Source organism: Gilvibacter sediminis (genome assembly GCF_028561565.1).
Lineage (GTDB): Bacteria > Bacteroidota > Bacteroidia > Flavobacteriales > Flavobacteriaceae > Gilvibacter > Gilvibacter sediminis.
The window spans coordinates 705972-717658 of sequence record NZ_JAQQTE010000001.1 but is presented as its reverse complement, the minus strand read 5'-3'; the positions used below and the strand labels follow the sequence as shown (position 1 = coordinate 717658).

Sequence of the window (11687 nt, the reverse complement as noted above, 5' to 3'; positions counted from 1 at the left end):
ATGTCTTTCAACGAACTCAATAGCGTAGAACACTACATCATCCACCAACTAAGTGGTGTAAACTTGAATGCCCAAGAGGTAAATGAAGCTCCATTGGGCGGCAATGCATATTGGGTTTACAAAACGCCAGAACAACTGGGGCGTTCGGTTAATGAGGTCTTAGTAGAAAATGAGCTTAAAGAAGCGCTAATTCGTTTAAACCCGCAAATTACCTCCCACCCAGATTTGGCCGACGAGGTTATCTACAAACTAAGAGCGGTGCTTATTGCGGTGAACCAAGTGGGGCTGGTAAAGGCCAACGAAGAGTTTTTTACATGGTTGTCTGGAGAAAAAACCATGCCTTTTGGTGAGAACAACAGGCACGTCCCTGTTCGATTAGTTGACTTTGAAAATCTTAAGAACAACAACTATATAGTTACCAACCAGTTTAGAATTCGCCACAGAGAAACCAAGATTCCAGATGTTGTTTTGCTTATCAATGGAATTCCAGTGGTTGTTGGCGAGGCTAAAACACCCATTAGATCATCCATTAGTTGGTTAGACGGCGCGCATGAGATTCATGAGATATATGAAAATGCGGTGCCACAATTGTTTGTGCCTAACATTCTATCCTTTGCCACTGAGGGAAAGGAGCTTTTTTACGGGGCCGTACGTTGCCCATTAGATTTTTGGGCGCCTTGGAGGTTAGAAAATGACGAAGATGCCATAGCTAAAAAGCTTGGGCTTGGTGAGGTAGGCAAAGAGCTTTCAGATCTACTAAGCCCAGAAAGATTGCTTGATATTTTGAGAAACTTTTCACTTTTCTCAACAGACAAGAAAAAACGCAGAATAAAAATCATTCCGCGCTTTCAGCAATACGAAGGAGCTAACAAAATCGTAGAGCGTGTTAAAGAAGGACAGATCAAAAAAGGGCTTATTTGGCACTTTCAAGGCTCGGGTAAGTCGTTCTTAATGGTTTTTGCAGCTCAAAAGCTACGTCGTATACCTGAGCTGAAAAGTCCAACAGTAATCATACTAGTTGACAGAACAGACTTAGATACTCAAATAAGCGGTACATTCAATGCTGCAGACATCGCCAATGTGCAGACCACAGATAATATTAAAGAGCTGCAACAGCTGCTAGAACGAGATACTAGGAAGATTATTGTCTCTATGATTCACAAGTTCCGTGATGCCAAACCAAACATGAATACCAGAGACAACATAATCGTACTGGTTGATGAGGCGCATAGAACCCAAGAAGGCGATCTGGGCAGGCAAATGCGAGCTTCTCTCCCTAATGCCTTTCTTTTTGGTCTAACAGGTACTCCAGTTAACAAAGCCGATAAAAATACTTTTTGGGCCTTTGGTGCCGAAGAAGATACCGGTGGCTATATGTCACGCTACACCTTCCAAGATTCCATTAGAGACGAAGCAACGTTGCCTTTACACTTTGAGCCTCGATTAATTGACGTTCACGTAGATAAAGAGAGCATAGATAAGGCGATGGAAGAATTTAAAGAAAGTGCTGCACTTTCTGATGAAGAAGCTGATGCCTTAAATAAGAAATCGGCAAAGATGGCTGCTTTCTTAAAATCTCCTGAACGTGTTGAGAAAATTGCCAAAGATATTGCACAACACTTCCGCGAAAAAGTGGAGCCACATGGTTTTAAAGCCATGATAGTAACTCCAGACCGTTACGCCTGTGTCCAATACAAGGAAGAACTAGACAAGCATTTTCCAACAGAGGCCAGTACGGTAGTTATCTCTACTTCTGCCAACGACCCTTTAGAATTCAAACAGAAGTGGGGCATTGATAAATCAAGGCAAGAAAAAATAGTAGATGAGTTTAATGATCCGCAATCCGATCTTAAATTCATCATTGTAACGGCCAAACTACTTACTGGGTTTGACGCTCCTATTCTGCAAACCATGTATCTGGACAAATCTATTAAAGACCACACCTTACTCCAAGCTATTTGTAGAACCAATAGATTATACAAAGGCAAGTCCATTGGCCGTATAGTTGATTATTTTGGTGTTTTTGATGATGCGGCTAAAGCACTTCAATTCGATGAAGAAAGTGTAAAAACGGTAATTACCAACCTGTCTGAATTACGATCTAAATTACCCAAAGCAGTTGCAGATACGCTGGCTCATTTTGAAGGTGTAGATAGGACTCTAGACGGTTTTGAAGGCTTGGAAGCTGCACAAAATGCAATCAACACTGACGATAAAAAAGATGCTTTTGCTAAAGACTACAAATACTTGTCCAAGTTATGGGAGTCCCTATCACCAGACCGTATTCTGGATATTTATAGTGATGACTACAAATGGCTTTCTCAAGTCTATGAATCAGTTAGACCAGCTTCTGACAGTGTTGGGAAATTACTTTGGTATTCCCACGGTCCAATGACCTTAAAAATCATGCATGAAAACACGCATGTGGGTGAGGTTCATGACTTATCTGAGTTTCGCCTAGATGCCGATGTAATTGAAGAAATCTTCAACAATCCAGACCCCAAGCATGCCAAGAAACTCGAAAAAATTCTCATTAAACGCTTTAAAAAACATGCTGGCGACCCAAAGTTTGTTAAGCTTAGTGAGCGACTTGAGGAACTGCGAAATCGCGCAGAACAAGGTTTAATTACCTCAATAGAATTTGTAAAAGAACTCTGCAAGCTTGCTAAAGAAACTGTCCAGGCAGAAAAAGAACTCGAAGCATTAATACAAGAAAAATCGCCAAAATCCGCTTTAACAGAGTTGTTTTTAGAATTAAAGACAGATCAAACTCCAGCGGTTGTTGAACGAATAGTGACAGACATTGACGCAATTGTTCGAAGTGTGCGTTTCCCAGGCTGGCAGCATTCTAATCAAGGAGAAAGAGAGGTTCAAAGCTCACTTAGAAAAATAATTTGGGCCAAATACAAAATTAAAGATCAAATGCTGTTTGATAGGGCTTATGCTTATATAAAGGAGTATTACTAGTGTAGATTTATATGAAGCTATTTAATCCTTTTAACAATACACCCAAGTCTGTGAAGGTAGATACGGACTTTCCCAGCTTTTCAGGCACTAAAAAGGAATTCAAAAAATTCATCGGCCCCAGACTTCGCAACACAGTACAATACCTCGCTAAAAATCATAAAAGCAAAATAGGCAAGTGCGAGCATTGTGGAATAGTCCAGAAGAAAAACCTAGATGCAGCTCACGTACATGGCAAAGAAAGAAATGTGATTATTGATCAAATCTTAGATCAATACAAGACTGGAGATGCTTACTCCGTAAACTTGCGGGAATTTGAAGAGCAATTCATTAAAGCTCATAGCCCGATTGAAGAGGTGATTTTGGTCCTTTGTAAAGACTGTCATAGGGAGTATGATAGCAAAATAAAAGCTGACAAAGCAAAGCCAGTTAAAAAGAAAAGGCCTATATCTCAGCCTTTAAACCCCTCTAAAGGACCTCGCCAAGGAGGAAAATACAACAACACTGAGATTCAAATAAGACTTACAGAAAAGGCCCAACATATTCCTCTAGAAGAATTAGACAGGCTTTGCAAGCCTGAATACAGCAAACAGATTTTTAATAACAACTATCCCATTTTTGTTCGGCTTCCATTAAACAGTCAATCAGAAATAAAACAAAAAGCCATCAAAGATCATAACAATATAGCACGATGGACTTGGAAGTATGAATTTGAACGCGATGGATATTGTTATGCTGTTTCAACACAATGGTATAACAAGAACGACGATGGTGTGGAAAAGTGGCTTAGGAAGTTTGCTCAAACATGAACCCTACTCTTCCTCAACTTTAAACGCCCGAATAGCAGCATTAGGTTCCTTGAGAGCGACATTTCAAAGAACCCGAACATCCAGTGGTTGTTTGAGCGCAGCGCGACGGTTCAACAATTTAGTAATAGAATTTACTTATGTCAAAACGAGATTTAATATACTGGAGAAGAGGATTTAACTATACACGAGAAGATCATGGTTATCGTGTAATTATTGAGACGTACAGATTATTGTCCCACTACTGTGAAGAAAATACCAACTGTAGATTTGGAGGATATTTTATAAAAAAATCGTTTTCAGAATTTTATTCATTCAATCAACTGACGCCCAGTTTTGACAGTTTTATACAATTCGCTAATTCCGACGAATTAATGGTAGATTCGCGAGAAACAGATTTTTTTAAAGAGCTAAATGGAACTAACTTTTTAGTGGAAGTGCAAGATGCCCTTAAACTAAAAAGACCCATGAGATTTGAGTACTCTACTAAAAATTTCATTAATGATATTCTTGGTTATAAGTTTAATTCCCCAATGAGCATTATTATTGAACCACAAGAAATTCTTTGTGTTGAGGGTGAAAATCTTGATTCATTTAGGGTGATAACTGAGCGATTTAGTATAAAAGTCAATTTTAGATATGACATTCAAGTGTTCTAAAAAGTATGACACCATAAATTCATCACCTTACCAAACGATGTTTTTGAAAAAACTAAACGTCCGGTGGACGTTTAAGTTTGGTACCCGCGTCAGCGGAAAGCTCTTTCTCCAAAAATTTCTTAAAACCCCTTAACATACCCACCCCATTCCGTTAAACCTTTGCTAAACCCCTCTAAATACTTGACATGAGGGCTTCTGGCTGTTATACTATAGATGAATTGATTATTAATCTAAAAAAGAAGAAAGAAAATGAAGACGACTTTAGAAAAAGCAAAAGAAAACATTCACGACAATCAAGTAAACAGTCTAAACGACCTCTTGGAACGTACCTATGATGCCGAGGCTGGATACAAAAAAGCTATGGAATTGGCCAAAGATGATTATCTCACCGAATTCTTAAAGCGACGTGCAGCGCAACGCTCACAGTTCGCCAATGAGTTGGACAGAGAAATTAGAAGCATGAATGAGACCCCCGTCTCTAGCGGATCAACCAAAGCAGCCCTACACCGCAGCTGGATGGACACCCGCGCTTTTATTAGCGGAACCACGGACGAATCTATCTTGAACGAATGCATCCGCGGAGAAAAGGCCAGCTTGGACACTTATTCCAACACCTTAGAAGAAACCAATTTTAGTCCAGAAGTAAGCAGCATGCTCAACAAACAAATGGACGGAATTAAAAACAGTTTGCAAGACGTAAAAAACTTGGAAGCCGTAGAAGAAGTCGTCAATTCATTCTAGGCCACTAGCCTATATATTCCAACAGAAAACCGAAGCCCAACAGCTTCGGTTTTTTTATGTCTTTAAGCTGCGACTCTCATTATCGACTCGTAAAAATCTAGCTAGCAGCAGATGGGCAGAAGATTTATTCAAACCGTCCCACCGTATCGATAACAAAATATTTGCCTGATAACGCGACTCTCACTTTCGGCTCGTAAAAATCAAGCTAGCAGCAGATAGGCAGAAAGCTGTTCGGAATAGCGAACGGCATAGCCGAGAGCGAACTCTGAACAGCTGTGGCTGAGGGTAGCGTAGATTTTAGAGTCGAAAGTGTGTCGCTAGATTTTTTGGAGGTACTTCAGTCTTAATGTCCACTGGACATTATTCCTTAAGTAATCATCGATGGAAAAAGTATCATAAAAGAAGAAAGAATAAGGTTAAATGACCAATTGTGAAGGTTAAAGACTATTCTTCAAGAACTTTAAAACTCTGAATAGCTTGATTCGGCTCAAGTATATTATAACCACTCCAAAACTCGGGATCATAAGCACTTAAATAAGTGGGTTGAATCCCAGAACTCGGCCTAGCGCTAGCGTAAACCCCTTCATCTATAGACTCGGCATCAAAAACCACAAACTCATACTTAGTCAAGCTATTTACGGCTACGAGCATATCCATAGAAAGCTCATTTTGCTTGCGGCGGCCTTTAACATTCTTGTTCTTTTCTATCACCTTAAGCGGGCGGTCCACAGAGGTGTATTCACCGTCTTCCAGCTCCAGGTATTGTGGGCGGTAGTGACCGTTTTCATCCGCAGTAAAGAGCATCTTACCACGCAGTACATTACGGCGCCATTTGATCCCTAACAGCCCAAAACTATTGGTTGGGCGCACGTTGGTAAAGTCCAAACGCATAATCGCATAATCATCTGTATTTACATATAGTGTGCCCTCAAAATCCTTTTTCCCCTTAGGCGTAAAGTGCAGGATCCATACCGGCTCTCCATTGATAAACGTATAGCCGTCAAGCGCCCATTTATAACGGTTAGACTTCTCTAAAAAGTCCAACTCCGTGTCTTCATTGAAAAACAATTGGGTGTAAAGCTCATCCAAACGCGCCGTGACCTGAGCGGTGTGATCGGGTCTTTGGGTGTTCTCAGTCTCCACAGTCACAATAGGATCTGGCTCAGCGCTCTCTGCATTCTTGGCGGAATCCAATTGCACCTTAGTACCAAAGATCCCTGATTTGATCTTTAGGTAAGAATCGCGCTTTACGTTTTCTTGGAAGATACGCTCCAGCTTGTCAGAAAGGCCGTCTAAGGACACATCTTTGTTCTTATCATAAAGCTCTGCAGCTTTGTCAACCGAGACTTTAAAGCCGTTGTAATTACCGTAAAAATCTCCCAAGGTCTCGCGGTAGTACCACTCGTTTTGAGCGGCCGCACGCGTGATCTGATTCATCAGTTCTTGGTTCAACTCGGGAATACTGCTCTTTTTAACCGTAAACTGCAATTGCTCCATATTGGTGTAGTCACTCTGTCTAAAAAAGAACTTATAGCGGCTTAGAGGCGCTTTGTAGTTGTCGGCCATATTGGCTTTGATGCGCTCCAAGATCTCATCAGCATCTAAATCCTCAGCAGTGATCAAAACCTGTCTCAATTCATTGGTCTTTTGCGGCAGCTGAATCTGCGCCGGCGCATTGGCATCAATCCACAATCCCATCTTCTCATAGCCCATGGAGGAGATGTAAATACTGTCCTGTAACTTGGCTACTTGAGACTCAGAAAGCGCAAAGACGCCCTCATCATTGGTAATGGTTCCGCTGTGTTCTCCCGTCTGAACGGTTGCAAAAGGAACAGGCTCCCCTGTTTTAGCATCCACAACTGTGGCTTGATACCCTTGAGCGTTTGCAATGGCGGAGGCCAATAGGGCTCCTGCGGTAAGTAAAATGGAAAAGATTTGTTTCATGATGGTTTTGTTTGCATCCGGATATAAGACGTAAATTTTGCCTCAATAGTTGCCTCGGATGTTTTATTGAGACGATAAAGCGGTTTTTTTGTTACTTCAATTCAAGTAGTTATACGCTGTTGCTTTCTTTTATTTTTATTTTACTTTCTGATTCCATAAACGCCGTGCTACCCATGGCAACCGAGGTTTGTTCGATTCGATGTCGCAAGAAGGACGCGGAGCGGCCTGCGACTCAGAAAAACCGAGGGGTTTATCACATTTACTTCGTAAGAGGAAATGTGATAAATGACATTTTAAGTACGGCTAGACTTTTTGGTTACTTTTTTGGCAATGAAAAAAGTAACAGAAAAGGTGCACGGACTAGTCCGTGATATTAAGTCAGAGCTCAGTTAAAAAGACAAACGGATAGTCTATGAAAGCCATAAAAAAAATTTTAGTAAAAAACCCTGAAGCCGCTTTTTTAATAGGAAACGGTCCAAACCTGGCTGCAGGCATTATGCCCTCTTGGAAGCAGTTACTGATTGATGCCGGAGACAAGCGCATTGCCTTTCCGGTAGATGAACTTTCCAATACCGAGGTTTATGATCTGATCCAACTCTATGCGAAGCCACGCACCAATGTCAAAAAACGCGTGGTGAAAAGTCTTCAATTAAAGCCAGGAGCCGATTTGAGTGTTCATAAACGCTTGATGGAGCTCGCCCAAGAACACGACGCTCCTGTGCTCACCACCAATTTTGATGCGGGTTTTGAAACCTCTATTGGCGCAAAGATCCATCATATCGAGTCTAAAGGATTTACTCGTTTTTACCCTTGGAAGTCTTATTACAGCCTTGAGGAATTGACAAAACCCTGCGGCGGTTTTGGCATTTGGAAGGTGCATGGAGACGTGCGTTATTTTGATTCGATCCGATTGGGCCTCACTGATTATATGGGAGCCGCTGAGCGCGCTCGTGAACTCATCACCACAGGAGCCGGACGTTTGGACAATACCCACAGAAAAGGCGAATGGCAAGGCCATATGACCTGGTTGGACATATGGTTCAACAAACCCGTGATCATCTTTGGTTTGGGTTACGGATCTGACGAGGTCTTTTTGCGTTGGCTGCTGATTGAACGCCGCCGTTATTTCAATAAACTCGGCAAACCTATGAACGTTTGGTACGTCAACAAAGACAAGCCCGAACCCGCCGTCAATAATCTTATGGACAACTTAGGGGTTACGGTGGTAGAAGTCGCTGACTTTAGTGATATCTACGGTTAAACACTGATTAAGTTTTAAGCCTTACCCTTGTACTTACCGTCATAGCTGTAGAATTCCGGAAGCTGATCCAATACGGTTTCTTCATTCTCGGAAATGGTGTATTTACCCGTGGAAAGACTATAAGACAAGGTGCGTGTGCCAGCTACAAGGGTTGAGACAGATTCGCCTCCCATTGTTTTGTCTACGGTATATTCTGAGGTAATATCCGCGTAATTTTCTTGGATGAATCTAGAAAGATCATCTTCATAAATAGAATAGATAGCCACCTTAGCTTGCGTATCATACAGGTGATATCGAACAAAGGTTCCATCTTTTTTATAAAGGTCCAGCCTGATCTTTTCCATAGGAATGGTGAGCTCCTTTTTCACGCGGAGGACATCATTTTTTATCACCAATCTGGTGTTGTGCAGTTTGGCTTTTTTCTGAAACACTCCAGCCACAGTCACTCCAGCAACAATAACGAACATGATGATCTCAAAGGCGTGATCGCCCAAATCTTCAATATCATCTAAAAGGGTCAGAAAGAAAATAAACGCCGCAAAGCCCACAAAAATGGCACAGCCACTAAAGAAATCAATGGAGTTGTAATGCTTCTTAGGGCCTTTGTAAAAGAATTGCAAACGGGGATGTATTAATTAACGAATTGAAGATAACTAATAATTAGACAGCATTAAACACCTCCCACCGCATCGATAATATATTAATTACCTGATCACGCGACTCTCAAGCGAGCTTTTAGCAAAACAAGCCAGCAGCAGGTGGCAAGAAGATGCATTGTGCCGATCTGGGCTGTTAAGCCCAGGAGCCTCCAATGTATCTGTGGAGGCGGTTGGCGTAGTTTTGCAAATGCGAGTTTGTGTCGCTAGATTTTTTGGATACTTTTTTATCGATGAAAAAAGTATCTAAAAAGAATACTTAACAGCCATAATCAAATTCCTCCCTGGAGCAGCAATTCCAGAAGAATACGGACGGTATCTCTGATCGGTGATGTTCTCCAGATTTGCCGTAAAGAGTAGGGCTTCACTGAGTTGATATTGTGCCCCAAAATTTAGGGTTACCCAATCTGGAGCAAAGGGGTTGCCGTTTTCATCCAAAGCGTAGAGGAAAGCATTGTTTTGTTGACTCGGAGCGAGATCCGTAAAGTCAAACTGGCCGTTGTATTCCACAAAAGCGTCTAAGGTTAATTTCTTTCCGCGGTAGGTCAAGCGGGTGTTTCCAAAAGGAGGCGCAGCGTGGCGTATTGGCGCTTCTGAACCGTCATCTTCCTCCGTATAGCCATCGGTAATGCTGTATTGAGATCTCAGGCGGAGGTAATCTGTAAAGTTGATGTTTAAACCGGCTTCAAAACCGTAAACGCGGGCTTCTCCGGCATTTTGGATGGCTTGTACGTTACTCGGCTCGCCTTGATAATCAATGACCGTCTGGCCGTCTAAACTAAAGTCTCGGCGTACCAAGGCATCGTCTAGATGCGTATAAAAAGTAGTGGCGTCAATTTGAACTACATTTTCAAAATTCAGTGTGACACCCAATTCTCCGCTATAAGCATATTCAGGTTCCAAGTCTGGATTAGGCACTACTACAGAACCGGGTTCTGAATCAAAGACCTTCCCTACATCATCAATGTTTGGCGCTCTAAAGGCAGTAGAGAAGTTCAACTTCCAACCGATGGTAGGGTTAGGATTCCAAGCCAATCCAGCCGAGCCCGTAAAGGCCCCTGTATTGATCTCCGCTTGGTCAAAAGGCAAGTCAAAGAAGGTATTGTCAAAATCCGCATTCAAGAGCACATGGCTATAGCGCAGTCCGCCTTGAAAATTCAGTTGCGAACTTAGCTTCCACTGCAAACTGGTATAGGCTGCAATAGATTGCCAAGTGGATCCATCCGGATATCGTGCTGCAGTTGCCGCACTACTGCCGTCTAGAATGTTGACTTGTTGCCCGCGAGAGAAGACCTTATTGTAGACGTATTCTGCTCCGTAAAACAGACTGGCCGTACCGATCTGCTTGTTAAAGTTCAAGTTGGTATTAATGGCTGCAACGCGCTCAAAGTTTTCAAAGAGAATGTCTGAACCAAAGTCACGATCGTGGCGGCTTTCCTTAAACTGCTGAAAGCTTCCGATCCATTTAGCCTCATCAAAAATGCCGTTTTCTGCCTTGTGCTGCACCTGCAGCTTGGTGGCTAACCACTCCTGTGGTCCGTAGAACCATTCGGCAGAGCGCAATTGTCCTTCTCTTCTTCGGATGAGTCTGTCGTAGCGCGGTACATCTCCTGTTGAAGTGTAGAATAGGCCTAGATCAAAATCCCAACGCGCACTCGGGTTGTAACGCACCTTTTGCATCAGGTTGAATTGGCTGTAGCCTGTTCCTACTTGCACCTCAGGATCATCATTGGTTGAGATCACATCGGCTCCACCAATACGCTCCACAAAATCTGGGCGTAAATAATCATCCGGACCGCGAGAGCCCATTCTCAAATCGTCAAAATCACTGAAAGTAACCGAGCTTAGAAAGGCCCATTCTTTCATGCCGATATTGAAATCGACATGACCCGTCTTTTCATTATTGGCCGTAGAATAACGTGTAAAGGCATTCCCAGAGAGCGACATACCATCTACAAAAGAAAATCCAGGTCTTTGGGTAAAAAAGTTCATTACCCCACCCACAGCATCGGAGCCGTAAACCACAGAACCGGGGCCGAGGATAACCTCCGTGCGCTCTACGGTAAAGGGATCAATGGAGATGACGTTCTGTACGTTTCCAGAACGGAATATGGCGTTGTTAAAGCGGATTCCATCCACAGCAATTAAAACTCGATTGGTTGAAAATCCACGGATCATTGGGCTTCCACCACCCAATTGACTCTTTTGGACATAGACCTGGCCGCTGGTTTCTAAAAGGTCTGCAGAGGTCTGCGGATTGAACATACTCACATCCCTTTGAGACACGGTCAATACCTTTTGGGCAATGTCTTTTTTGTCTTGAACAAACTTGGTCACGGAGAGTACTACCTCATCCAATTGATCGGAATCTTGGGTAAGTACTACGCGATTGTTCTCTTGAATGATACGCGATTTTCTGAGTTGACGCGTACTGTGCGAAATATGCTGAAAAATAATGGGCTCGTTTTGCGGAAACGCATCCAGATTGGCCTTTCCGTCCAAATCTGTAATGGTCGCAAAATCTTTGCTGAAGGTATAGATGGCCACCCCAGAAATAGGTTGTTGGTCAGCATCACTAACCACCTGAATTGTCTGGGCGTTGCACAGCGTTAATCCCCCCAAAAATAAGAGCGCAAACAGGGTATTTCGCATGAAA

Annotated in this window: 8 protein-coding genes; 5 read left to right on the top strand and 3 right to left on the bottom strand. The window is 42.5% G+C overall.

The features are described from left to right. The 4 genes from POW22_RS03255 to POW22_RS03240 all read left to right on the top strand — a co-directional run bounded on the left by POW22_RS03255 (position 1) and on the right by POW22_RS03240 (position 5170). Positions 1-2967, top strand: coding sequence for a type I restriction endonuclease subunit R (locus tag POW22_RS03255; RefSeq protein ID WP_272831155.1), 2967 nt, complete (start codon positions 1-3; stop codon positions 2965-2967). A gap of 11 nt (positions 2968-2978) precedes the next feature. Further along, complete coding sequence (locus tag POW22_RS03250) at positions 2979-3773, top strand: hypothetical protein (RefSeq protein ID WP_272831153.1); 795 nt, start codon at positions 2979-2981, stop codon at positions 3771-3773. 137 nt (positions 3774-3910) lie between these two features. Next, positions 3911-4429: a hypothetical protein gene (locus POW22_RS03245; protein WP_272831152.1), complete on the top strand. Its 519-nt coding sequence runs from the start codon at positions 3911-3913 to the stop codon at positions 4427-4429. Between the two features lie 249 nt (positions 4430-4678). Then, a complete protein-coding gene (locus tag POW22_RS03240) occupies positions 4679-5170 on the top strand; it encodes a ferritin-like domain-containing protein (RefSeq protein ID WP_272831151.1) in 492 nt (163 codons plus the stop codon). Between the two features lie 444 nt (positions 5171-5614). On the opposite strand, the gene POW22_RS03235 is transcribed toward POW22_RS03240, so the two are convergent. Continuing rightward, on the bottom strand, positions 5615-7114 hold the full coding sequence (locus tag POW22_RS03235; RefSeq protein WP_272831150.1) for a carboxypeptidase-like regulatory domain-containing protein: 1500 nt from the start codon (positions 7112-7114) through the stop codon (positions 5615-5617). A gap of 412 nt (positions 7115-7526) precedes the next feature. On the opposite strand from POW22_RS03235, the gene POW22_RS03230 reads away from it, so the two are divergent. Further along, the gene (locus POW22_RS03230) at positions 7527-8375 is read left to right on the top strand and encodes an SIR2 family protein (protein ID WP_272831149.1); all 849 of its coding nucleotides are present in this window, start codon (positions 7527-7529) and stop codon (positions 8373-8375) included. Positions 8376-8389: 14 nt separating this feature from the next. Here POW22_RS03230 and POW22_RS03225 read toward each other — a convergent pair whose 3' ends face one another. Together POW22_RS03225 and POW22_RS03220 are read right to left on the bottom strand one after the other, a co-directional pair. Next, a complete protein-coding gene (locus POW22_RS03225; protein ID WP_272831147.1) occupies positions 8390-8995 on the bottom strand; it encodes a hypothetical protein in 606 nt (201 codons plus the stop codon). 282 nt (positions 8996-9277) lie between these two features. Continuing rightward, positions 9278-11683 carry a TonB-dependent receptor gene (locus tag POW22_RS03220; RefSeq protein WP_272831146.1) on the bottom strand — a complete coding sequence of 802 codons (2406 nt, stop codon included), beginning with the start codon at positions 11681-11683 and terminating at the stop codon, positions 9278-9280. Positions 11684-11687 lie beyond the last annotated feature (4 nt).

What these genes read in the sequence shown, in the direction of transcription:
- POW22_RS03220 (WP_272831146.1), bottom strand. Translation starts at nt 11,683, where the DNA reads ATGCGAAATACCCTGTTTGCGCTCTTATTTTTGGGGGGATTAACGCTG.
- POW22_RS03255 (WP_272831155.1), top strand. Translation starts at nt 1, where the DNA reads ATGTCTTTCAACGAACTCAATAGCGTAGAACACTACATCATCCACCAA.
- POW22_RS03235 (WP_272831150.1), bottom strand. Translation starts at nt 7,114, where the DNA reads ATGAAACAAATCTTTTCCATTTTACTTACCGCAGGAGCCCTATTGGCC.
- POW22_RS03250 (WP_272831153.1), top strand. Translation starts at nt 2,979, where the DNA reads ATGAAGCTATTTAATCCTTTTAACAATACACCCAAGTCTGTGAAGGTA.
- POW22_RS03230 (WP_272831149.1), top strand. Translation starts at nt 7,527, where the DNA reads ATGAAAGCCATAAAAAAAATTTTAGTAAAAAACCCTGAAGCCGCTTTT.
- POW22_RS03240 (WP_272831151.1), top strand. Translation starts at nt 4,679, where the DNA reads ATGAAGACGACTTTAGAAAAAGCAAAAGAAAACATTCACGACAATCAA.
- POW22_RS03245 (WP_272831152.1), top strand. Translation starts at nt 3,911, where the DNA reads ATGTCAAAACGAGATTTAATATACTGGAGAAGAGGATTTAACTATACA.